Raw genomic sequence first — 25177 nt, 5'->3', positions numbered from 1 at the left:
TTTAGTTTGATTTTAAACTTTTACATTTGCAGAAATTTTTCATGAACTGTCTAAATGTTATTTGTCGGAAATATTCTGATGGATTTTTTATTTAGACAAGGCAAAATTGACGCGAATAGCACCAGCTATTTAAGGAAGTTTTGCAGCAGAATAAATGAAAAAGACGCAGAATAGAACGATATAATAATTTTTAGTCAGTTTAGGATATGGCACATGAGTTGAATGGCAGAGAACGCCTGCCGAAGTGGATGAAGATGAAAATGCCGAAGGGGGAAAGCTATTCGAAGGTAAAGAACCTGGTGAATAAACATGGTTTGCACACCATTTGCACCAGCGGAAACTGCCCGAATATTGGCGAATGCTGGAACCGGGGAACAGCAACATTTATGATTTTAGGAAATATTTGTACCCGCAAATGTAAATTCTGTGCCGTACCTAATGGAATGCCACTTGCCCCAGATTTGGAAGAGCCAAAAAAACTGGCCGAATCGGTGCGCATTATGGGCGTAAAACACTGTGTTATTACTTCGGTTGACCGTGATGATCTGGAAGATCAGGGTGCCGGAATCTGGGCTGAAACCATTCGCGAAGTAAAACGTGTGAACCCGGAAACCAAAATTGAAGTGCTGATTCCTGATTTCAGAGGAAAAATGGAATTGGTGCAACAGGTGATTGATGCCGGTCCGGATGTGATCTCGCATAACCTGGAAACCACTGAAGAACGCACTCCGTTTATACGTTTTGCTGCAAAATACCGCCGTAGCCTGGACGTAATTAAATATGTTGCCGACAATTTCGGACGGGCAAAATCGGGTATTATGCTTGGCTTAGGTGAAACCCACGAAGATGTGCTAAAAACAATGGACGACTTGCTGGAAGCAGGTTGTAAGGTAATGACCATCGGTCAATACCTGGCGCCAACGACAAAACATATGCCTGTGGTTGAATACATCGAACCGGAGAAATTTGTGGAGTACCGCAACATCGGTATCCGCAAAGGTTTTAAGTTTGTGGAAAGCTCACCACTGGTGCGCAGCTCATACCGGGCCGAAGAACATGTAAAAGCGTAAGGAGAGTGATCAGTATACAGTCACAGTTGGCAGTTTAACAATAGAACAGTTTAGCAATTATAAAATTTGAGTTACTGACTGAGAAAGGTTCAAAAAACTCGTAACTCGCGGCTAGTAGCTCGTAGCTAAAAACAAAAAAATGGCAGATTTTAATTACGTCGATCTTGGATTAAAAGAATACAAAGCGTGCTGGGATTACCAGGAGGAACGCCTTCAGGAGCTTACCACCCAAAAACGCAGCACAGGCAAACCCACTGCCGATAACCATTTCATCCTGGTTGAGCACCCACATGTTTACACTCTGGGTAAAAGTGGCGACGAAGCCAACATGATGGCCAATGCCGAATTTTTAAAGAAGATTGAAGCCACCTATTTCAAGATAAACCGCGGTGGCGATATCACTTATCACGGACCTGGCCAATTGGTTGGTTACCCGATTATCGACCTGGAACATTACAAAATTGGCGTGCGCGAATACATTGAACGAATGGAGGATGCCATTATTGCAACGGTTGCCGAATACGGACTGGAAGCCGGAAGAAAAGAAGGTGCTACCGGCGTGTGGCTGCAACCCGACCACAAAGTGCGTGCACGAAAAATCTGCGCAATCGGAGTACGTGTGAGCCGTTATGTTACCATGCATGGTTTTGCACTAAACGTAAACACCGACATGCGTTACTACAACTACATCAATCCGTGTGGTTTTGCCTCATCGGCTGTAACTTCCATTCAGCAGGAGCTGGGCAAAGAAATTTCGATGGACGAGGTGAAAGAGATTGCCAAGAAGAAATTCAACGAAGCTTATTGAGACTATTAGTCATTGTTCGATTAAATTAGACTGGATACTTGAAGCTTGCAGCTAGTGGCTAGCAGCTAATAACTACTGGTCAGAAACATTTATCTTTTTAACAATCTCAGCCTCGGCATTGTCGTACACTTTACGGATTCGCGGATCGTTAAAATTCATGGTACGCTCTTCAAAAGCCATGTCGTTTATGCGCCCAAACAGGCGTTCTTTAGCACTGCGAATATCTTTCCCGTAGATGTGGTACGAATCCGCCTGCCAGTTCATGCGCCCCAGTTTTACAGTCCTACCTGTCTTCTCCGCAATTCCGGCGGCAACCACATCTTTGCTAAATTGAATAAACCCGAACATATTCAGGAATCCGGCATTCCAGGCATCGTTACTTCGGTAGCGGATATTGCTGTTCAGCCACCAAATGCCGTCTTCGTCTTCCAGAATGCGGTACCACAACGATTGTAAACTTGGCGGATCGTCGCAGGTAAAATCAATGTTGGGCATCCAGGTAATCATTTGTGCCTGCCGTGTAAAAGGCTGTTCGGCCAGTTTATTGATCACATTTTTTATCTGGTCAACTTTAAAATCACCAACTTCTTTTGATTCTCCGTCCACCAGTTCTTTCCAAACACCATAGTTTTGCAGTCGCCCGTGATAGGTATATTCCGGACGTTTATCTTCCGGATCGTTCATGTTTTTTACCAGGTGGTCTTTTAGTCCTTCCAGTTCCAGCACGTATTCGCGCAAATCGTCAACCCCACCGGGAAAGGCCATGTGTATCATCGGATCGGTCTCCGGCTCCAGAATCGTTAAATTCATGGTACAGTCGATACTCAGCGGATCACCCGGTCGGTCGTACTGCGTTTTAAAACGGGTTCCTTGCCCGTACAAATAAATAAGTGCTGTTTCATAAGCTTCGGCCAACGATCTTCCTGTTACCGAAATCACCGGAATATTTTTCATTTCAATAGTTTAATCTATTCGATTGATCGAAAGGATTTAAAGATAGAAAATATGTATTCGGTAAAATAAATATTGGCAAAAAAATGCCATGGTTATCGGAATCAATACCCATAACCATAACCATAATCGGCCTCTATATAAACCTTATCATCCATTGGGTAATTACCTTCCTGTAAGGAAAAAGAAGAACAGCTTGCTGATGCCCAGATACCAACACCACCTTTAATATTTGAAAATACCTGAACCGGTTCGGAAAAGAAATCATCATCGAGCCAAAAATGCAGATTCGCTGTATTCAGATACTCGTAATATTCTTCGGAAATCGAATACAGGCATATGTCCCGGATTTTGAAACTGGCATTATTATCATAATTGCTGTAGCCATACGAATAAGAACTGTACCCAAGCTCAAACCTCAACTTCATTTTTTTCCCGTTAAAGCTGTCGTCGTTAAAAATGGCATATTGATTAGTGGGAGTGCCGGTAATTAATTCATCCGCCTCATTTATAGCTTCGTTAAGTTGAGGATTTAGAATCTCAACCCATTCATATTGTTGCCTTATAAGTATTGTATCCGAATGTATGATCATTCCATCAGGCATGTACCTAAGCAATTCCTGCCCTTCAATCGATTTAGATTGCAAGCGATAATAATTGTGCTGCTGCCCATTATCATCAAATTCAATACTAAATTCAGTCCTCCCCGAGTAACCGTAACCATTTGTATTAAGAGCAGTTGTTGTATCCCAGGCCGATATTTCAATAGCTTCCGGCACGGTTGTTTCACAACTAACGGGGCTGAAACCATCGGCTACAATTTCAAGCCGGTAGCTTTTTCCTGCCTCCCCGATAACCGACGACGTGTATTTCCCGATCATAACCGGGGTTTCCGATCCATAAACCATTTCTTTTACGGGTTTTAATGTTTCGGCAAATTCATCGTCGACATATAAATCTACTTTGGCATTTGCTACCACCACATTAGCGAAACTATCTTCAAGCTTGCTTCTGCTTTGCAACAATTTAACAGTAACCGTATCGCCTGATACAACAAGGCCGTTAACCACCAGTATTGGTTTTATTTCATCGCCTTTAAACTCGATTTCCTTTTCGCAGGAAGCAAGAAATAAGAAAAGAACAGAAAAGAGTGTTGGTATTATTTGTGTGAATTTCATGGTATTCGAAATATTTTTTGAGTTTAAGGATACTTTAGAACTTAAAAGTGTAACTAACAGAAGGAATTAACGGAAACAAACTCACTTGTTTCAGTACCGGTTTCCTTTTATAATAATCTCCTTCAGGAGAGGGAACAACGATTGTTTTGCTGTCCCAATACACGAAAAAAGGATTCTGACGACTGTATGCATTATACAGCCCGACTGTCCAGGTGCGAACGCCGTGCTTTTTTTGCTTATGGAAATTCATACTTAAATCGAGGCGGTGATACGCCGGCATCCGGTAACTGTTTCGGCCACCGTAATAAGTTATCATTCCATCTGACTGATACCTGCCCATCCCGGGGAGCATTGCCGCATAATCCTGAGCTCCAAGGGTGGTTGCATTTCCGGTTCCGTAAACCCAGGCTAAGCCTATATCAAATTTTTTACTGAACTCGTGATTAAGCACAAGGTTAACATCGTGTCGGCGGTCGTATTTTGCAGGAAATGTTTCGCCAAAATTCAGATTGTCGAATTTGCGGTTTGACCACGACAAGGTATAACCCAGCCATCCGGTAGTTTTTCCGGTTTTCTTTTCCAGCATAAATTCGGCACCGTACGACCAGCCTTTACCGGTTTCAATTTTGCTTTCCCAGCCTTCGCTAACTCCCGAAAACGTTGCTCCGGGTTTGTACTCAATCAGGTTATCCATTTTTTTGTAAAAGGCTTCAACCGAAAATTCGTATCCCTTGTTGTGCTTATAAGCTGCTCCCAGCGCCCATTGTTGCGAATTCTGAGGTTTTACATTTTGGGTAGTGGGTAACCACAAATCGGTAGGAAGGCTTATGGTTGCAGAGCTCAGCAAATGAATATACTGGCTCATTTTGGCATAAGAAGCTTTTACCGATAAATTATCAGAAACCAGGTAACGCAAAGCCATACGAGGCTGAAACGATGTATAATTGGTATTCTGCACATTAAACCACGAAAAGTGCAACCCGATATTGGCATTCAAACGCCGAGTGATGTTCCAGCTGTCTTCCACATAAGCATCCAATTCGGTTGCAGCTATATTTTCATTGCCATAAGTTGTATCCTGATCCAATTGATACCCATCTTCATCAATGGTTGTTTTTTCATGGTTCACCCCCGGCCTGAAAGTATGCCAGGTATTTGAGGCCCCAAATTTTAACGAATGATTTATTGCGGGGTAATAATCAAAATCTATCTTCGCAGTAACATCATTTATCCCCGACAAATAACGAAAATAATCCCTGTCATAATGTTCCTGTTCAGTGTATTCATAATCACTCTCAACATCAAACCTGTATTTGCTGTAGGTGAGGGTAGCATTACTAAATAACTTAGGGCTAAAAACGTGGTTCCAACGTAAGGCTGAAGTAATGTTTCCCCAACCAAGGTTATCATTATATTTATCGGAATAGTTCGTCTGAACCGAGGTAAATTCAGATTTCTCATAAGCCTTATCCTTGCCACTGTACACCGACAGGAACAAACGATCGCGATCAGAAAACCTGTGGTTTATTTTTGCATTCAGATCATAGAAATAATACCCTGCGTTTATATCTTCATTATCGGCTTTTTTATTGGCTAATTGAATAAACGGCTGTGCCAATAAATCGATGTATGTTCGCCTGCCGGAAACAATAAAAGCTGTTTTTCCTTTATTGATAGGACCTTCAAACGAAAAGCGCGAAGAAATAAGGCCTACCGAAAACTCGCCTTTGTACTCCTGGTCGTTCCCTTCTTTCATTCGAATATCAACCACCGACGACAGGCGCCCGCCAAAACGTGCCGGAAAACCTCCTTTGTAAAGATTTACTGTTTTTACCGCGTTGGAATTAAACACCGAAAAGAATCCGAACAAATGACTGGCATTGTAAACGGGAACCCCATCAAGCAAAAACAAATTCTGATCGGCACCGCCTCCCCGAACATAAATTCCACTGGTGCCTTCTGTACCGGCCTGAACTCCCGGCAACAGCTGAATAACTTTTAAAACATCGGGCTCGCCAAGTATAACCGGTAATTTCTCAATACGCGCAGTCGGGAGCTCAATTAAACTCATTTGGGTACGTTCAACATTCGATTTCGAGGCGTGTACAGTAATTTCGTCAAGATCGGCCATTTGTTTCAGCTTCATATTGATTACCGTATCCTTTTGTAAATTTAAACCGAGGATTTGTTTGTTATAACCAACAAAAGAAAACTGCAAGCTATGCTGCCCGGCGGGTAGCGTGAGACTATAGAAGCCGTAAACATTACTAACGGTACCTTTCTTTTCTAAGGTTTCATAAATATTGGCATTAATAAGCGATTCGCCGGTGGTTAAATCCGTAACATATCCACTAATTGTTACGTTCTGTGCAAGAACAAGATGAACACTACATAATAGTGCGAAACAGAGGTAAAATGGTTTCATTGAAAATGGGTTAAAATTTTATTTGGCCAAATATACCCTTACAATAAATTTAAAAATGATAACAAATATTAAGTAAACTAAACATAAGCTAACAAATGCAATTAAATGCTAACAGGTGTTAACAGCTGATGGCAATAAGCTAAAACCATCAGTTTTGCATTTTTTTAAGAAGTCTTTGATTTCTTAGGAATTTATTTTCAAAACTTTTATACTTTTATCCGACTAAATGATTTTAAATTATAATCTATAACCAATTAACCATGAGTACTAAATCGACTTCGAGAAGAAGTTTCTTAAAAGGTGCGCTGGCTGCAGGAGCCGGCCTGGTTATCGTTCCGCGCCACGTGTTGGGCGGCAACGGATATCTCGCACCATCCGACCAGTTAACAAAAGCAATTATTGGTGTCGGCTCAATGGGCCGCGGCCATATTCCTTACGAGGGCACACGCGTTGTTGCCATTTGCGATGTGGATACCGAACACCTTAAACTGGCAAAAAACCTGATTAATCACGATGTAAAACAATTCACTGATTTTAGGGAAGTGTGCCAGCTGCCCGAAGTTGACATTGTGCACATTGCCACACCACCACACTGGCACGGAATTATGGCCGTTGAAGCCGCAAAAGCCGGAAAAGACATTTGGTGCGAAAAGCCAATGACACGCACTATTGGCGAAGGGAAAAGAGTAATGGAAGCGGTAAATGCGCATGGCCGTATGTTCCGTCTGAACACCTGGTTCCGTTTTAAAGACCAGTTTTACGGACTGGGAACCGATGTAAAACCACTAAAAAAAGTGATTGACAGTGGCATTTTAGGATGGCCGCTAAAAGTTACTGTAAGCGGAATTACCGGCTACAACTGGAAGTTCTACTGGCAGGGCAAACACAACCTTGCTCCGCAACCGGTTCCGAAAAACCTTAATTACGATATGTGGCTCGGGCCTGCGCCATACAAACCTTACAATGTTGAGCGCGTTCATGCCAATTTCCGCGGCTACTGGGATTACGATGGCGGCGGATTGGGCGATATGGGTCAGCACTATCTCGACCCTGTTCAATACATGCTGGGCAAAGACAATACCAGCCCGGTAAAAATAGAGGTTGACGCACCACAGCAACATTACGATGCCGTGGGTACCTGGCGACGAGTAACTTATACTTATGCCGATGGTTGCCAGATCATTCTCGATGGCGAAAACCGCGACAAAGATGCAGCCTATATTGAAGGTCCTAACGGCAAAATCTACCAGGGATTCCGTTCGGATATTCCAAACCTGCAAAGCTTTATTAAAACCTTACCTGATCCTGAACCTCAGATCGGTATTTTCTCTGAATCGGTGAAAACACGCAAGAAGTTTGCACTGAACGAGACCAACGGATTCCGGTCGGCAACGCTTGTAAACTTAGGTATTACAGCAGTCCGGCTGGGACGCACATTGCATTTTGATCCTGAGAAACTTGAGTTTATTGATGATGAAGGTGCAAACCGTCTGATCAATCAGCCAATGCGCGCACCGTGGACGATCTGACCCCCATCCCACTAAAGGGGGGTAAAACATTTGCGACGAAAATGGAACAAATCCCTTAAGGGGATTTAGGGGTAAAAATTTAATTATTAAGGATTAATGATAAAGGATTAATTACAATGAAAAAATATATAGTTCAAATTACTACGATCCTGTTGCTGGCCTGCCTGAGTATGGCCGGAATGGCACAGGATAACCGAACACTCGACACGAAAGTTGCCGATGTGCTTGCACAAATGCCAACCAAAAATCTGACTCACCGCGACAAAGCGATGAACGACATCTTTTTGATGGGTAACGAAGGATACCAGAAACTGGCAGCACAACTTGTTCCGTTGGGCACCGGCGACGACACAGCAGTGCGTTTTGCGCTGAACAGTTTTTCGCGTTATGCCAGTCAGTTTGGCAAATGTGAAGAACGTGTTTTTGCAGAAGAGAACCTTTTAAAAGCACTCAACACTGCGAATGACGTTGAGGTAAAGACTTATCTTCTTAATCAACTAAACCTGGTTGCCGGCGAAAAGACAGTTGAGCAGGTAAAAAGCTACTTAACTGATGAACAACTGGCAGAACCGGCAGCACAAACCATTTTGTCGACCGAAGACCCAAAAACCGCAGAGGTGTTTCTTGCGGCATTCCCAAAAACTGAAGGGAATACACAAATGACCATCGTTCGGGCTTTGGGACAGCTAAAATGCAAACGCGCCGTTCCGCTGATTACTCCATTGGGTAGTTCAGATAGTGAGCCGATGCAAAAAACAGCTCTGGCGGCACTGGCAAATATCGGATCTCCCGATTCGTATAAAACCTTGTTAAGTGCTGCGTCGGCTGTGGACTTTAATTACGATGCCACCAATGCAGCCGAAGCATTTCTAACTTACACCAAACGTTTGGGCGAGCAAAACGAACTGGAACTAATGGAAAAAGCTTGCAAAGCTATTTTTAAAGCCAATTCGGCAAGCGACCATTTACACAATTATTCTACAGCGCTTCGTATTTATGCCAATAACTTGGGTTATGAAGCCACCCCTCTTTTATTGGAGGCTGTTGATTCGCCGGATAAAGCGTTTCGCTACTCAGTATTAAATATTGCCGAAAACCTGGGAGGTGTTGCCGACACGCGTAAATGGATTGCGAAAGCAGAGACTTCCAACGCCGAAGTAAAAGCAGAAATTATTGATATGTTGGGAAGACGAGGTTGTGCGCAGGCAAACGATTTTGTTTTGGCGAGCCTCAATTCAGCAAGTGAAGTTGTTCGCACTGAAGCAGTGAATGTTTTGGCAAAACTACAGGGAAGTAAAGCTATTCAAACCTTAACTGCACATCTGGCGCAAGGAAAAGATATTGAAGCAACAACAAAGGTGCTGAATACGCTGCTTGACAAAGACCATTTATACCTGATTGCCGGAAATCTGGATCAATCAACAGGAAAAACCAAAGCAGCTTTTATTAATCTTATCGGCGCTAAAGCCGGATCGCAATATTTTGATGACATACTGGCCGTCACTTCGTCTTCAAACACAGATGAAAAATCAGCTGCATTTGCCGCGCTGAAACAAGTTTCTTCTTACGAAAATACCGACGCACTATTAAAACTGTTGCTTGCTGTTACTGAACCTTCTGAAATTACGGAAACACAGCTGGCATTGATAGCTGCCGTTGATGGTATTGCCGAAGAGCAGAAAGCAAACGGCAAAGTATTGAGCACATTGGAACAAACCAATAAAAAAGCCCGCCTCTTCCCTATTTTGCCAACAATTGGTGGCGAAACAGCCCTTGAAACTGTTACCGGATATTTTAATTCATCAAGCGGTGAGCAGAAACAAGCTGCATTTACCGCCTTAACCAACTGGCAGGATTATGCCGCTTCAAAACCATTATTCGAAATCTGTAAATCGGGTAACGAAACTTTCAGTCAGCCGGCATTCGAAAGTTTTGTTCGCAGGGTTGCCGGTGCAGATCTTCCTGACGACCAGAAACTGCTGCAATACCGCAAGGTTATGCAATATGCTTCGTCAGCTGCCGAACAGAAAAACGTGATCGCTGCCATTGGACGTTTAAAAACATTCCTTTCGTTGGTGTACCTGGAGCAATACCTGGAAAAAGAAGAGCTGACAGCGACAACCTCGCGTGCGATTATGAATATCGCCATGCCAAACAGTGAAGGAGAAGGCGGTTTAACGGGCGACATCGTTCGTCGGATTTTGGGTAAAGCTGAGCAGGCTTTGTCGGGCGAAGACAGTGCTTACGACAAAATAAATATTCAGAATTACCTGAAAGCGATGCTAAAAGACAAAGGTTATGTATCAATGTTCAACGGCAAAAACCTGGAAGGATGGCAAGGTATGCTTTTGGATGGCAACCCGATAAAAATTGCCAAACTAAGCGATACAGAGCGCGCCAAAGAGCAGGAATCAGCCAATATTAAAATGTTGGAAAACTGGAGCGTAAAAGATGGAATGATCATTTTTAACGGACACGGTGCTAACCTGGTTTCGAAAAAGATTTACAAAGATTTTGATATGATTGTTGACTGGCGCATTAGCAAAAAGGGCGACAGCGGCATTTACCTGCGTGGAACACCGCAAGTGCAGATTTGGGATACCTCGCGTGTTGAAGTGGGTGCCCAGGTTGGCTCAGGTGGTTTATACAACAACAATCCTGAGAATGTGCGCAATCCCTTGCTGGTTGCCGATAACCCGATTGATGAATGGAACACTTTCCGCATAACCATGGTGGGAGAAAATGTAACCGTTTATCTAAATGGCGAACTGGTGGTTGACAATGTAAAAATGGACAACTACTGGGACCGCAGCATTCCGATTTTTAGCGAAGGAACCATTGAACTGCAAGCACACGGCAACGAACTGGCTTTCCGCGATGTGTATGTTCGTGAAATTAACACCAAAGAAATTGGGTTAACTCAGGAAGAGATCGACGAAGGATTTGTTTCGTTGTTCAACGGTAAAAACCTTAATGGATGGCAAGGAAACAAGACCGACTATTACGCCGAAAACGGCGAATTGGTGGTAAATCCTAAAATGGGTGGCCATGGCAACCTGTTCACCGAAAAAGAATACGGCGACTTTGTTTTCCGTTTTGAATTTAAACTCACTCCGGGCGCGAATAATGGTCTGGGAATTCGTGCCCCGCTTGAAGGCGATGCCGCTTATGTGGGTATGGAATTACAAATTCTGGATAACACAGCACCTATTTATGCCAACTTGCACGAGTATCAATACCACGGATCGGTTTACGGAACTATTCCTGCCAAACGCGGCTTTTTAAATCCGGTTGGCGACTGGAATACACAGGAAGTTGTGGTGAAAGGAACTAAAATTAAAATCACCCTGAACGGTGAAGTGATTTTGGATGGCGATATTGCCGATGCCCGCGAGCATGGAACCAAAGATGGTAAAGATCATCCGGGCCTGCAAAACGACAAAGGTTTTATCGGATTTCTGGGACATGGCTCAGAATTGTGGTTCCGGAATATCCGGATTAAGGATTTAAGCGAATAATCAATTCAAAGAAATAAAGTGATGGTCTCGCACAAAATGAGGCCATCATTTTACAAAACTAACTTATGAAAATCAGTACTACCATTTTTACTTTAATGCTTGCACTTTTTGTTTGTGGCTGCCAAACAAACGACGTGCCGACCAAACCCAATGTAGTATTGATTATGGCCGACGACATGGGTTACGAATGTATTGGCGCTTATGGTTCAACCTCGTATAAAACGCCAAACATTGATCGGTTAGCATCCAAAGGATTTCTATTCTCCAATTGTGTTTCTCAGCCTTTATGCACTCCTTCGCGGGTGAAAATTATGACCGGGAAATACAATTACCGCAATTATGATTTTTTTGGTCACTTAAACCTCTCAGAGTATTCCATTGGAAACATCATGCAAGATGCCGGTTATGAAACTTGTATTGCAGGAAAATGGCAGTTAAACGGGTTGGCCTACCAAGACCAGATTGCCGACTGGAATGATAACACCCGCCCCAATAAATTCGGTTTTAATGAGTATTGTTTATGGCAGCTTACCAAAGGACGTGATCAGGGAGAACGATATGCCAATCCATTAATTGAACAAAACGGCAAGGTATTGGAGAGAAATGCCAACGATTACGGCCCTGATATTTTTGCGAACTATATTCTGGATTTTATTGAACGGAATAAGGACAAACCATTTTTTGCCTATTACCCGATGGTGCTGGTTCACGATCCTTTTGTTCCAACACCCGATTCGGAAGATTGGAACCAACCTGAATTACGTTACAAAAACGACACAGCTTATTTTAAGGACATGGTTGCCTACACCGATAAAATTGTAGGAAAGATTATCCATAAACTTCAGGAATTGGGCCTCGAAGAGAATACCATACTAATTTTTACGGGCGATAACGGCACGCACCCAACTATTTATTCTCAATTAAGTGATGAAACAATTCAGGGAGCCAAAGGAAACACCATCGATGCAGGTGTTCATGTCCCGCTTATTGTTTCGTGGCCCTCTCAAATTCAAAACAACTCCGTTTTTGAACCTCTAATTGAATTCAGCGATTTCTTTCCAACACTGGCAGATGTTGTGGGTGCCGAACTTGAATCGGATGGCAAAAGTTTTTATCCTTTATTACGTGGAGAAAAGTACGTTCCGCGCGAAACTGCATTTGTGCATTACGATCCGCAATGGGGAGCCAATGTAAACAAATACCGAAACCAGTTTATTCGCACATTAGACTATAAACTTTATCCCGACGGACGTTTTTATAGCCTACAATCAGATAAACTGGAAAAGGTTCCGTTACCTACTGATTCTTTGAATACGGAAGAGTTGGAAGTAAGATCGATGTTGGAAAAAGAACTGGAAAAACATCCAAAATGGCAGTAACATTCAGATAGTGTCTGCATTAAACGTGCTAACCTCTCGAATTAAAATTTAAAAAGGCCATCTTCCAGACTGTTAGATGGTTTTTCAATATAGGTTACACCGGGCAGCAATTTGAAATCTTCAGATTAAAAACGGCCGGGCTTTGTGCAAAAACCTCTTCCATTGCCTGAGATAAGGCTTGCATAATATCAGCCAGCTCGCCGCTAATTATACTGCTCATTTTGCCGGGTTCCACTTCAATGGTTGGGTTGTTTGCCAAAAGTGACAAAAACGTATCAACCGGTTTTTCAAAATCGTCACTTAAGGGGTAAAGGCTTATTTCAACAGCAACTTGCATGTTTATTTGTTTTTACGTACCAGCGCTACAATAAAAGCCGGTTCGTGATTATCTTTCTCCGCAGTTCGGTCCATTACCCGAAAATCGGGCGCAAAACGCACGCCATAAGTCAACTCCGGAGCTCCAAACTTCGTTAAGGCTTTCTCCAAACTTTTAGGAGTATAGAATGCTGCATTTTTAAATACCGGATCGTTCTCAGCATTTTTTGCCAGCTGTGAGTTTCCATTCAGGCAACCCAGTAATAAATATCCTCCAGGTTTTAATACACGATAGATTTCATTCAACACCACATCTTTGCTGGTTACAAATTCCATCATCGTTACCGAAGCCACCACATCAAAACTTTCGTTTTTAAAAGGCAAATCTCCTGCATCAGCCTTCAAAACATCGGCATCCAGATTTTTCTCAATAGCCTGGCATAACATCGCATCCGAAATGTCGGTGGCAATAACATCAAAACCCTTGTTTACAAACAGCTGTGTCCAGTGACCGGTTCCGCACCCCAGTTCCAGCATTTTCCCTTTCGGCACTTTCTGCAGCGCTTCAACCAGTAGCTTTTCTTCTATCGCATCAATTTCTTTCCCTGCCTGAGTTTGGTAATAGTCATCGTACGCAACTGCTATTTCTTCATTTTTAAATACGTTCATCTTTCTCGGTTTTGGTTCTCATCACACGAAAACAAAGATGCCATCTTTCTACATAAAGTAAAAAAAGATGGCATCTTTCCTGTTTCGATCAACAGTTTGCTTAATTCTTTTTCACATACTGCGTAAGAATTACGATCTGCTGGCCATTCACTTTTCCCTCAATTTGTTCGGGATTATCGTGTACCAACATGATATTTCGTACCGCAGTTCCGCGCTTGGCTGTGAAACCACCACCTTTTACGTTCAGGTCTTTTATCAATACAACTGTATCTCCGGCCTGTAAAACAGCGCCGTTGCTGTCGAGGTGTTTTACCACATCATCCTGATCAATTCCTTCGCCTGTTGCTTCGGCCCACTCCTTTGTTTCTTCGTCGAGATAAAGCATATCAAGCAAGTCTTGAGGCCAGCCTTCAGCTTTTAAACGGTTTAACATTCTCCAGGCCACCACCTGAACGGCAGGGACTGTGCTCCACATGCTGTCGTTTAAACAACGCCAGTGGTTGGCATCCATCGTCTCCGGGTCGTTGATCTGGCCTGAGCAGGTTGTACAAATATAAATGCTGTCTTTTTCGCTTTCCTGTGTTGCAGGCGGCACGGTAAATACCCCCAGGTTATCTTCCGATCCGCATAATTCACAAACCGAAGTGCGCTTTTGTAATTCTCTTTCTACACTCATTATTGCTTAGTTGTGACAAAGGATGGCATCCGTTTATGTTTCCATTCATACGGCTGCCATCCTTTTATTTCTTCAGTCTTTCGACTGCTATGGTTTTTTAAAATAACTTCTTAAATCCGATTACATCTTTTACTTCCTGCAAAGTTTTTGCAGCTGATTCCTGAGCTTTTTCAGCACCCATTTTAGCCACTTTTGCCAGGTAAGCATCATCCTGCAGAATATCAATAATACGCTCGCGGATTGGTGCTGTGTAGGCAATAATATCTTCTGCCAGTTGTTTTTTCAGGTCGCCGTAACGGATTTCACACTTGTTGTACAATTCATCAAAATGTGCCACTGTATCAGGTGTAGAAACGATATCCAAAAGCGTAAATAAGTTCTGAACAGCTTCCGGTTTTTCCTGGTTCATTTCAGTTGGACCTGAATCAGTAACGGCACGCATCACTTTCTTACGAATCGATTTTGGATCTTCGTAAAGGTTGATTGCATTACCTTCCGATTTTCCCATTTTACCGCTGCCATCCAATCCCGGAACTTTAATCATATCGCCGCCACCAAAGGTATACGGACGCGGAATTGGAAATATATCACATTTGTACATGCGATTAAAACGTTTGGCAAATTTGCGCGCCATTTCCAGGTTTTGCTCCTGGTCTTTTCCAACCGGCACAAAATGTGCTTTGTGAATAATAATGTCTGAAGCCATTAAAACAGGGTAAGTCAACAATCCGGCATTCACGTTATCCGGATTCTGACGGGCTTTATCTTTAAACGACGTTGTACGTTCCAGTTCGCCCAAATAGGCATTCATATTTAATAACGCATACAATTCCGAAACCTCAGGAACATCGCTCTGAATAAATATCGTTGATTTTTCAGGGTCGATACCACAAGCCAGATATTCGGCCAACACCTGGCGCACTCCCGACTGCAAATTCTCAGGCGTTGGGTGCGTAGTCAGCGAGTGAATATCAGCAATAAAAAAGTAGCAGTTAAAATCGTCCTGCATTTTTAAGAAATTCTGCACGGCCCCGAAATAGTTTCCGAGGTGCAAATATCCTGTCGGTCGTATACCGCTTACAACTGTCGGTTTATTCATTTTTCTTTTTTGCTAAGCGCCATGCGCATAACGCAAAGCGTGATAATTTTTTAAGTGAGTGCAAAAATAGAGATTAGTGGGGAAAGTAAAAAAATAAAATTCGTTACGGTCTAAAAATTAATACTGAAGGGGCAGTATTGTATGAAATCGAGCGGAAATCACGAATCAATCAGATCGACAACCTGAGCTCCGGTGCAGGCGATCAGATCTTTTGGATTGATTTTTATCTGCATACCACGTTTCCCGGCACTCACAAAAATGTATTCGAAATTCAGGCAGGTTTCGTGAATAAAGATCGGATATGGTTTTTTCATTCCCATTGGCGAACATGCACCACGAATGTATCCGGTGAGCCCCAGTAATTCTTTCATCAGCACCATCTCCACGCTTTTATTCCCCGATATTTTTGCTGCCTTTTTCAAGTTAAGTTCGGCAACACCGGGAACTACAGCGACAAACACACCTGTGTTCTTTCCTCTTAAAACAAGGGTTTTGAAAACCTGCTCAACATTCTGCCCCAGCGATTCGGCAACATGTGTGGCACTTAGGTCCGCCTCATCAACGTGGTATTCAACCAGCTCGTACGCTATCTTTTTGCTGTCGAGCAAACGGGCAGCATTTGTTTTTTTCATCGTAAAAGAATTTGAGCACAAAAGTTGAAAATTTTGCCCGATTCCCCAAGCGAAAAGGATTTTGAGAGGCACGAAATCTGTTGCGTTTGACAAGCGTTAAAGAATCTGAAATATTTTTTCAAAATAAAATATTAATTAGCTTTACGTACTGTTGATATAAATAGATGTACAAGAATAACATATACGGAAAAGAATGGCACTGGCGTAACGTGAAAATGGAAACACGGGATGCTGCTTATTTTTTCTGTTATAAACTGAAAAGGGATTTGTCGTATTCGTAGGGCAAGTCCCTTTTTGTGTTTCTGACAGACAATTAATTATAAACCTAAAAGATAGATCATGACTAGACAAAAGAAGATTTTTCTTGATGAATCGGAAATGCCAAAACAATGGTATAACCTGGCTCCCGATCTCCCATCGCCGTTGAACCCACCACTTGGCCCGGATGGAAATCCTGTGGGTCCTGAAATGCTGGCCCCGGTTTTCCCGATGAACCTGATTGAGCAGGAAGTTAGCCAGGAGCGCTGGATTGACATTCCTGAAGGAATTCGCGAAATTCTGGTACAATGGCGGCCAAGTCCCTTAATTCGTGCTTACGAACTGGAAGAAGCGCTGGGAACTCCGGCAAAGATCTATTACAAAAACGAAGGTGTATCGCCGGCCGGTAGTCATAAACCCAATACGGCTGTGGCGCAAGCCTGGTACAACAAAGAGTTTGGTATTAAAAAACTAACCACTGAAACCGGTGCCGGACAGTGGGGTTCTGCCCTATCGTATGCCTGTGCACAAATTGGCGGTATCGAGTGTAAAGTTTTTATGGTGCGTGTAAGTTTCGATCAAAAGCCTTTCCGAAAGATGATGATGGAAACCTGGGGCGGAAAATGCATTGCCAGCCCGAGCACAGAAACACAAGCAGGTCGCGATATTTTAGCACAGTTTCCTGATACACCGGGAAGTTTGGGAATTGCCATTTCAGAAGCTGTTGAAGCTGCAGTTACCGATCCAACAGGCGGAACCCGTTACTCATTGGGATCGGTGTTGAACCACGTAATGTTGCACCAAACTATAATTGGTTTGGAAGCCAAAAAACAGCTGGCAAAAGTGGGCATTAAAAACCCTGATGTGGTTATTGGCTGCTGTGGCGGCGGTAGTAACTTCGCTGGTCTTTCGTTCCCGTTTATGTACGATAAAATTCATGGTGCCGACATCCAGATTATCGGAGCCGAACCATTTAGCTGCCCGACTTTAACAAAAGCTCCGTTTATTTACGATAACGGCGATGTGGCACAAATGACACCGCTTTTGGCGATGAACAGCCTGGGACACAACTTTGTTCCGGCACCAATTCACGCCGGTGGTTTGCGCTACCACGGAATGGCTCCGCTGGTAAGTGCTGCATTGCGAGATGGTTTAATGGATGCGGTAGCTGTTCACCAAAGCGAATGTTTCGAGGCCGGTCTATTGTTCTCAAAAACCGAAGGAATTATTCCCGCTCCGGAAACAACACACGCCATTGCCGCTACCATCCGCGAAGCTAAAAAAGCCAAGGAAGAAGGAAAAGAGAAAACAATCCTTTTCAACTTTAGCGGACATGGTTTGATGGACCTTGTTGGGTACAATAAATATTTAGGTGGCGAATTGCACGATTACGAATACCCGGAATCGGAAATTGCAGCTAACCTGAAAAAACTGGAAGGATACCCTTTGCCAAAATAGGAAGATTGGAGGATTAGAATATTAGAATGGCGCACTGCATTTTGTAGTGCGCTTTTTCTTTGCTGTTTTTAAAAGAACGCATAAATCAACGCTTCGTTATCCGATTTTAAAACGTCGCGAATATCCTCGTAAAAATGTTGTTTCCCCACTAGCAATGCTGATAACTCAGTGGTGTATGGTTCAACAAAATAGTTGCCTTGAAGATTTGCATTCTCAATATGACCTTTTTTTACTTCGAGATAGATTTCCAGTGTCCGTCCATCTATTTCCGCCTTATTGGTAAACGTGTATTTTGGCGAGTAGCCCCAACGCCAGTCCCAGGTTGTAAATTTTTCGTCAACCAGCTTTTTTATGGCTTCCTCATCTTCTGCAGAAATCGTATAACTTTCAGCGCCATCTTTTTTCAATTGCACGTTAATCAGAAAATCGATAAATGCCTCAATATCCATTTCGTTTTTCAGGAACGGAGAAATATTGGCCACCTTACTTCGGTTCGACTGCACCGCTTTACTTGTGTATTTCCCGGGGATAACTTTTATGCTGTTTCCCAGGTTTTCCAGATCGGAGTTAAACAACAAAGTACCGTGGTGCAACACCCGGTTTTTAAAAACGTGCTCGGCATTTCCCGAGATTTTCAATCCCTCAATCAGCAAATCGTTTCTGCCCGATGTTGTGGCTTCAATATCCAGCTGAGCCAGCGCTTCAACCACCGGTTCGGTAAACTGCTTAAACGAAATCTCTGCCGGACTTTTTACATTTTTAATAAAAGCAAAATTTACATTTCCCGCATCGTGATAAACAGTGCCGCCACCCGAAATACGACGTGCAACCGTAATATCATTCTCGCGCACATAGCGGTAATTTACTTCGCCCAGCGCATTTTGGTGTTTGCCTACCACAACCGTTTTATCGCTTTGCCAAAGCATAAAAATATCGTCGTCGAAATTTTTTAGCAGGTACTCTTCGGTAGCCAGGCAGTAAAAAGGATTGTTGTTTTTAAGTACGATACAAAGCATAATCAAATTTTTACATTTTGCGATTTACAAAATGTAAGTTACAAAATGTAACATTTGAGCATAAAAAAACCACCCGCCAAAAGACGAATGGATTCTTGTGATATGGAGCATATTGCTAATTTACGGGCTTTAACATTACATACTAATTTCCTGAATATTAAAAATGTCAAAACCGCCTCTGCTCTCAGAGGCGGATTCAATCTTAAGTTACCACAACCTTTAGTTAGAAGATTGCAGCTTTATTTTAATATCGTTTTTGTTAGCATCAACATTTACAACTTCCGATTTTTTCTCGTAAGAAATATAAGTTGTAACCACCTTGTATTCTCCAGGTTTTACTCCTTCAAACGAGAAATTACCATCAAAATCGGTGTATGCTTTCCTATCGGTTCCTTCCAACTTTACTTCAACACCTACAAGCGACTCCCCTGATAATTCGTCGGCAATAGAACCTGAAATCATCATTGTAGCCTGGCTTTCGGTATCAGTACTTTTCGATTTGTTATCGTCTTCTTTTGCATTTACCGCTAAAACTGAAATAACCAGTAATGCTGCTATTAGTAATTTTTTCATTCGTTTATATTTTTAATTTTTAGCTGTAACTCATGTAACTCACGATGAATTTTAATTCTTCTTGTTTGTTAATATGAAGAATAAAAATTCATGGTCGTTTCATAATATTCATTTTTTGTTTTGTCGATCTTGTACTACAAAAATACAGGATGACAATTACGGAGTAGTTACACTTCTATTACAGTTTAATTAAATCCGTTTTTATTTTGTGCAGCCAAACAATTAGTATTTCCGCTCGCTTATCAGGTTACCTTGCTCATCGTATTTCTTCCAGACTCCGGTTTTTTCGCCATTATCATATTCCAGTTCATACAACAAATGCCCGTAGTCGTTCCAAATCACCCATTTACCATGTTTTTTCCCGTTTTTGTAACGTGCAACCGACACCTTAATTCCGTGCTCGTTAAACATCACCCATTTGCCGTGCATCTGGTTGTATTTGTACGAACGTATTTCATTAACATGCCCGTTTTTAAAGTAAATGGTTGCTTTTCCGTGTTTTTCACCATTCTTTACCTTCACTTCGCTTTGCAGCGTATTATCATCGTAATAACCCTGGTAGGTTCCGGTGTACTTTTTGGAATTCTTGTAATAAATTCCATCAATTTCTTCAATTTTTTGTGCTTTCGATGCAGTGATTATCAAAGCCAAAAATCCAACTAAAACCAATAATTTCTTCATTTCAATTTGAGTAAACTCAATAAGAGGAAAGCCCCGGAAGAACCGGAGCTTTTAAAATCGGTTTTTAGGCCGACTTTAATAAACACTGCATTATCAATGCTTTATAACCTCTTTTTGATTGTCATTTAAATACATTAATGAAATCTTATAACTCAGCATTAATCCATGTCCATCCTGAAATGTCGATGGCATCTGAATCTTTACCTGAATTTAGTGTGTATTTGCTGGTTTCGCCATCCATTAAAGTAGCGTCAGGATTAGCACCATCAATTTGTACATTCGATAATGCACCTGCGTCTTTCATATCAAGATCGATAGTATAACCTTCCATGTGTAAGCCGGTAATTGTAGCTCCCGATTCTTTTTTGAACTGCAACCCTGTACCGCCAACAGTCGACATAGCAGTTACATTAGTAAATACCGGGTTATTGTTGTCTTTATCGCCTTCGAAAACAGTTGAGAAACCAGCGATAGTGTGCGATACATAAGTATTGGTAATTCCACCGCTCCAACCTTCAGTCCAGTCGATAGCGTCGTCTTCGCAGTTTTCAACATAAATGTTTGTAACCGTTGCCGTACCACCAAAGAATTCGATACCGTCGTCAGATCCGTCGAAAATAGCAAGGTTTTCAAGCGTAGTTTCCGATCCCACAGCATATAATGAAACACCGTTGTATTGTGATTCTTCGTTGATTTGTGCACCTGTTCCACGAATAACCAGGTTGGTAACCGAACCTGAATTATCTGTATCGCTGGTTCCTCCGTAAATAAATCCACCAACTTCGGCTTCTGCATTTACGCCAGCAGTAGTTGTTGCTTTTCCACAGATTGTTAAACCACCCCAGTCGCCCGGCTGGCTAAGGTCTGAAGAAATAACTACAGGATTGTTTGCTTCACCGTTGATAAAGATCTGACCACCCATCAATACTGCGATGTAAACATCAGTTCCACCGTTATCGGCGTGAATTTTTGTTCCTGCAGGAATAGTCAGCGAAGCACCATCCTGAACAATGTACGAACCCGTTAAACGGTAAGTTTTACTTGCATCAAGAGTTACATCCGAGTCAACATTTCCACTCAATTCTACAACTTCTGCCAGTTCTGCGTCAATCCATGTCCACTCTGTTGGATCAACAGTTGCAGGAGCATTGTATGATTTTGTAGGGTCAGCCTCTTCACCATCGATAATTACATTTGCCAATGGGCCATTGTCTTTCATATCGATAGACACTGAATAACCACTTAACGATAAGCCGGTGATGGTCATTCCCGACTCTTTTTTGAATTGCAAAGCAGTACCACCGGTTGTAGAAACCGCTGTAAGGTTGTTAATTTTTGGATTGTTGTTGTCCTTATCACCTTCAATTACGGTTGAAAAACCTTCGATTGTGTGCTCAACGTAAGCATTATTTACTGTTCCGCTCCAACCTTCAGTCCAGTCGATGGCATCATCTTCGTTGTTTTGCAAAAAGATGTTGGTAACAGAAACAGTTCCTCCAAAAAATTCGATACCATCATCCGATCCGTTGATTACAGCAATGTTATTAAGCGTAGTTCCCGATCCAAGGGCATAACAGGAAACACCATTGTATTGCGATTCTTCGTTGATTTGAGCACCTGTACCTTTAATTACCAGGTAAGTCACCGATCCCGAATTATCGGTATCATCATTACCTCCGTAGATAAATCCACCTACTTCAGCTTCTGAATTTGCTCCGGCAGTAGTAGTTGCTTTACCGCAAATGGTTAAACCACCCCAGTCGCCCGGATTGGCATTTGGCGAAGACATTACAACAGGGTTGCCAGCAGTACCGTTGATTTCGATTTTACCACCCATCAGTACGGCAAGGTAAACACCTGTACCACCCGCATCGGCAATAATGTTGGTTCCGGCAGGAATGGTAAGTTTGGCACCATCGGCTACAATAAAAGAACCACTTAGGTTGTACGAAACACCTGCGCTAAGCGTGTAATTCTCTTCAAGGGTTCCTTCCATTATACCATTGTCGAGTTTTTCAACAACAGTAAGCGTTGGAGTAATCGGATCATCGTCATCGCAGCTAACAAAAACTGCTGTTGCCAATAAAGCAAGACCTAAAAATTTGATTAATTGTTTTTTCATCTTTTCTCTAATTTTAATTATACGTTTCACTAATTTTTTAATGCAGATTTATTTTGAGACTTAAACTTAGGTTGATACCTTTTTTGTAAGAGTTAACCACATCGGTGAATGCCTCACCCGACAATGGTTTAATTTCCTGTGTTTGTTCGATTTCAGGATTGAGCAGGTTTTTTGCCGAAAACTTTATTGCAAAGGTTTTATTGATCACTTTGCTCATTACCAGATCAACCGTAGTAAATCCTTTCTCCATAATTTCGTTATTGAATAAGGTTGCGCTGTTGGCAAAGTCTTCGGGTGCACCAAGTGCCAGAATTTTATCCGATGAATAGTTACCCGTTAAAGTGGCCTGAAACTCATTATCGGTATTGGTTGAATAACTTAAAGCACCGTTAAAAATAAACCCGGCAGCTCCCTGTAATTCGGTTTCGGTTTTGTTGTTGTATTGGAAAATATCGTACAAATCCTGACTGTGCCACATTTTTGTAGCGTTCAGTGTCATGTTCAAATCTGGTGTTCCTGAAGTTTCGGCTTTAATGATACCAAAGCGAGCTTCAGCTTCCACTCCGTAAACGTCGGCACGCTCGCCGGTGTTGGCAAAGTAAAAGTTACCCGACGATCCGCGTGTTTGCGCCATGTTAATCGGGTCGTTGATCATTTTGTAGAATCCGGTTACCGAGAACAACTCGCCACGATCGGGGAAAAACTCCCATTTCAGGTCGAAGTTGTAATTGTCGGATTTTACCAGCTCGGGATTACCTTTTGTTACACGGCCGGTTGGGGAAACATATTCAAAGGGCGCTAATTCCTTAAACTCAGGAAGTGTAATTGTTTTACTGGCTACAAAACGCAACGATTGTTTTTCGGTAGCCTGGTATTTTAACATCAGGGCAGGCAGAATATTATCGTACGACTCATCAAGACTGCCAACTCTTCCTACATAGTTGGTTACATTCCAGTTTACTTCTAATTCATCGCGTTCGTAACGCACACCCGCGTTACCACTCAATTTCCCTTTTCCGAAATCAACATTAAGATATCCGGCGTATACATTTAATGTAGCATCGTAAAAATCCGGATCTACTTCGCGAATTCTCAAGTCGCCACTGTTGTACAGATTAAGATTCAGAAATGCCTCATCCAAATTATCGATGGACTGTACGGTTACATTTTTAGCGCGAACTCCGTAGGGAAGCGAATAAAAGTCTCGTCCTTTCATTCTGAAGTTTCCACCAAGATTCAACCTTAAGGTCTTATCATCTTCATCGATAAAAGTGATGTTATCTTTCAGGTAAGCGTTCAGTTCATCGTCGCTAATGGTTTGCATCGACTTTTTTTGCTGGAAATCGCCTACATAGGCAAAACCAACCGAATTTTCGTCGAGCATATTCACTTCGTTATGAATACGGTTTGGCTCGTCGGCATTAACAATATTGTATCCAACTGCCCATTCCAGGCGGTTGTTTTCGGTAATATTGTGTGTTCCGAGTAACTGGTTAATTATAAGCTGTGTTTCTTTTAAGTTCTGGTCGCGTGTAAATGCTGCTTCTTGCTGTGGCAACTGGTCATACGCGTATCCTTCTCCGTTTCTACCTTGCTCGTACAACTCGTCAACGGTTTTGAAAATGACCATACTATTGAAATTCAAGGTGTGATCGTTGCTAAAATCGTATGCCAGGTTCAGCAAACCGGTGGTATTGAATTCTGTTTGAAATGTTTCGGCATCGGTATACGAATTGTCCAGCACATTCGACCGGTATTTTTTGTAGGTACCAGTGCGGTATTCAAAATCGTTTGAATGAGAAAGCGTAGCAAATACAGAGAACTCGTTATCAAATAGTTCAAACTTTTTACCTCCCGTTAACGACAAACCACGGTTTAACGGAAATTTCTGATCCTCAGTGTTCCAGCTTTGATATTTTAAAGCATCGCCAGTTGTGTAAGTGCGACTATACGCACCAAAAACATTTACATCGTTGATGTTTTGCGTGGCTTTGAAATTGCCAAAAGTTCCATCTTTTACAATATTGGTTGAGGTTCCGGTCGAAACTTCCAGTTCAATATCTTCAGAATAGGTTTTCGAACCGATATTTACGGCTCCCGAAGCCTGGTCGCCATAGGTTTCAACGGCAAAGGTTTTGTTGATCCCAACGTTGCCGATTATATCTGTTGAGAACAGGTTCAGATCGATATTTTTCTTCTCCACATCATCCGATGGAATTGGCAAACCGTTCATGGTTGTAGTTAAATACCTGTCGCCTAAACCACGGATGTAAATATCGCCGCTGCCCTCGTTTTTGGTTACGCCGGTAATTTTTGATGTTGCCGTAGCCGCATCAGATACTCCCATGCTCGACATTCGTTGCGATCCGATACTCTCTTTAATTCCCGAGGCATTTTTCTGATCGATAAGCAACATCGCCTCCGACTCGCGCTTGGCTTTTGCCACCACCTGAACACCTTCAAGTTCCAATGTTGCCGGCAATAACGCTACATTTAACTCTACGTTATTGTCCGGTTTAACTTCCACCTGAAATTCCTGTGTATCGTACGAAATAAAAGAAACAGCGATGGTATGGCTACCAACTGCTACATTGGGTATTACGTAATTTCCATCGAAATCGGTAATTGTTCCTTGTGTTGTTCCTTTAATTAATACAGTGGTCCCGATCAGGGCCTCTTTTGTTTTGGCATCGGTTACAGTTCCTTTAATTGTACCTGTTTGAGCCGTAACTACCATTACCTGAATTAGCAACAGAATGCTAATAAAAAAACGTTTCATATATTTTAAAAGTTGCAGTGTTTATTTATAAACTCATAGAA

General features: G+C 42.3%; 19 protein-coding genes. 6 read left to right on the top strand and 13 right to left on the bottom strand.

Going from position 1 to position 25177, the window contains the following annotated elements; all coding sequences use genetic code 11:
* The first annotated feature begins 206 nt into the window (after positions 1-206).
* Together lipA and lipB are read left to right on the top strand one after the other, a co-directional pair.
* The gene (lipA, locus tag LH29_RS15695; RefSeq protein WP_045031505.1) at positions 207-1070 is read left to right on the top strand and encodes a lipoyl synthase; all 864 of its coding nucleotides are present in this window, start codon (positions 207-209) and stop codon (positions 1068-1070) included.
* Positions 1071-1209: 139 nt separating this feature from the next.
* Positions 1210-1878: a lipoyl(octanoyl) transferase LipB gene (lipB, locus tag LH29_RS15690; RefSeq protein ID WP_045031504.1), complete on the top strand. Its 669-nt coding sequence runs from the start codon at positions 1210-1212 to the stop codon at positions 1876-1878.
* A gap of 72 nt (positions 1879-1950) precedes the next feature.
* Here lipB and LH29_RS23945 read toward each other — a convergent pair whose 3' ends face one another.
* The 3 genes from LH29_RS23945 to LH29_RS15675 form a co-directional block, all read right to left on the bottom strand.
* A complete protein-coding gene (locus LH29_RS23945; RefSeq protein ID WP_052671013.1) occupies positions 1951-2832 on the bottom strand; it encodes a thymidylate synthase in 882 nt (293 codons plus the stop codon).
* Positions 2833-2933: 101 nt separating this feature from the next.
* Positions 2934-4007, bottom strand: coding sequence for a DUF4249 domain-containing protein (locus LH29_RS15680; protein ID WP_045031502.1), 1074 nt, complete (start codon positions 4005-4007; stop codon positions 2934-2936).
* Positions 4008-4041: 34 nt separating this feature from the next.
* On the bottom strand, positions 4042-6432 hold the full coding sequence (locus LH29_RS15675) for a TonB-dependent receptor (RefSeq protein WP_045031500.1): 2391 nt from the start codon (positions 6430-6432) through the stop codon (positions 4042-4044).
* A gap of 260 nt (positions 6433-6692) precedes the next feature.
* On the opposite strand from LH29_RS15675, the gene LH29_RS15670 reads away from it, so the two are divergent.
* From LH29_RS15670 to LH29_RS15660, 3 genes are all read left to right on the top strand, one after another.
* Positions 6693-7961 carry a Gfo/Idh/MocA family oxidoreductase gene (locus LH29_RS15670; RefSeq protein WP_045031497.1) on the top strand — a complete coding sequence of 423 codons (1269 nt, stop codon included), beginning with the start codon at positions 6693-6695 and terminating at the stop codon, positions 7959-7961.
* Between the two features lie 116 nt (positions 7962-8077).
* Positions 8078-11479, top strand: coding sequence for a DUF1080 domain-containing protein (locus tag LH29_RS15665; RefSeq protein WP_045031495.1), 3402 nt, complete (start codon positions 8078-8080; stop codon positions 11477-11479).
* A gap of 65 nt (positions 11480-11544) precedes the next feature.
* Positions 11545-12858 (top strand): sulfatase-like hydrolase/transferase, encoded by a 1314-nt coding sequence (locus LH29_RS15660; protein WP_198152476.1) that lies wholly within the window; start codon positions 11545-11547, stop codon positions 12856-12858.
* Positions 12859-12952: 94 nt separating this feature from the next.
* On the opposite strand, the gene LH29_RS15655 is transcribed toward LH29_RS15660, so the two are convergent.
* The 5 genes from LH29_RS15655 to ybaK all read right to left on the bottom strand — a co-directional run bounded on the left by LH29_RS15655 (position 12953) and on the right by ybaK (position 16249).
* Positions 12953-13195, bottom strand: a complete 243-nt coding sequence (locus LH29_RS15655) for a YkoF family thiamine/hydroxymethylpyrimidine-binding protein (protein ID WP_045031493.1) — start codon at positions 13193-13195, stop codon at positions 12953-12955.
* A gap of 2 nt (positions 13196-13197) precedes the next feature.
* The gene (locus tag LH29_RS15650; RefSeq protein ID WP_052671012.1) at positions 13198-13842 is read right to left on the bottom strand and encodes a class I SAM-dependent methyltransferase; all 645 of its coding nucleotides are present in this window, start codon (positions 13840-13842) and stop codon (positions 13198-13200) included.
* Between the two features lie 100 nt (positions 13843-13942).
* A complete protein-coding gene (locus LH29_RS15645; RefSeq protein ID WP_045031491.1) occupies positions 13943-14518 on the bottom strand; it encodes a PhnA domain-containing protein in 576 nt (191 codons plus the stop codon).
* Positions 14519-14615: 97 nt separating this feature from the next.
* Positions 14616-15617, bottom strand: a complete 1002-nt coding sequence (trpS, locus tag LH29_RS15640; RefSeq protein ID WP_045031490.1) for a tryptophan--tRNA ligase — start codon at positions 15615-15617, stop codon at positions 14616-14618.
* 158 nt (positions 15618-15775) lie between these two features.
* Positions 15776-16249 (bottom strand): Cys-tRNA(Pro) deacylase, encoded by a 474-nt coding sequence (ybaK, locus tag LH29_RS15635; RefSeq protein WP_045031488.1) that lies wholly within the window; start codon positions 16247-16249, stop codon positions 15776-15778.
* A 339-nt stretch (positions 16250-16588) separates the two neighbouring features.
* Here ybaK and LH29_RS15630 point away from each other — a divergent pair, with 339 nt between their 5' ends.
* Positions 16589-17965 carry a TrpB-like pyridoxal phosphate-dependent enzyme gene (locus LH29_RS15630; protein ID WP_045031486.1) on the top strand — a complete coding sequence of 459 codons (1377 nt, stop codon included), beginning with the start codon at positions 16589-16591 and terminating at the stop codon, positions 17963-17965.
* Between the two features lie 68 nt (positions 17966-18033).
* On the opposite strand, the gene LH29_RS15625 is transcribed toward LH29_RS15630, so the two are convergent.
* The 5 genes from LH29_RS15625 to LH29_RS15605 form a co-directional block, all read right to left on the bottom strand.
* Complete coding sequence (locus LH29_RS15625; protein ID WP_045031484.1) at positions 18034-18981, bottom strand: lipoate--protein ligase; 948 nt, start codon at positions 18979-18981, stop codon at positions 18034-18036.
* 219 nt (positions 18982-19200) lie between these two features.
* The gene (locus tag LH29_RS15620) at positions 19201-19554 is read right to left on the bottom strand and encodes a carboxypeptidase-like regulatory domain-containing protein (protein WP_045031482.1); all 354 of its coding nucleotides are present in this window, start codon (positions 19552-19554) and stop codon (positions 19201-19203) included.
* Between the two features lie 222 nt (positions 19555-19776).
* The gene (locus LH29_RS15615) at positions 19777-20235 is read right to left on the bottom strand and encodes a toxin-antitoxin system YwqK family antitoxin (protein WP_045031480.1); all 459 of its coding nucleotides are present in this window, start codon (positions 20233-20235) and stop codon (positions 19777-19779) included.
* A 145-nt stretch (positions 20236-20380) separates the two neighbouring features.
* Positions 20381-22357, bottom strand: a complete 1977-nt coding sequence (locus LH29_RS15610) for an autotransporter outer membrane beta-barrel domain-containing protein (protein ID WP_045031478.1) — start codon at positions 22355-22357, stop codon at positions 20381-20383.
* 37 nt (positions 22358-22394) lie between these two features.
* Positions 22395-25136 carry a TonB-dependent receptor gene (locus LH29_RS15605; protein ID WP_045031475.1) on the bottom strand — a complete coding sequence of 914 codons (2742 nt, stop codon included), beginning with the start codon at positions 25134-25136 and terminating at the stop codon, positions 22395-22397.
* Positions 25137-25177 lie beyond the last annotated feature (41 nt).

Source organism: Draconibacterium sediminis (assembly GCF_000949475.1).
Lineage (GTDB): Bacteria > Bacteroidota > Bacteroidia > Bacteroidales > Prolixibacteraceae > Draconibacterium > Draconibacterium sediminis.
This window is presented reverse-complemented; position numbering and strand designations above follow the sequence as displayed.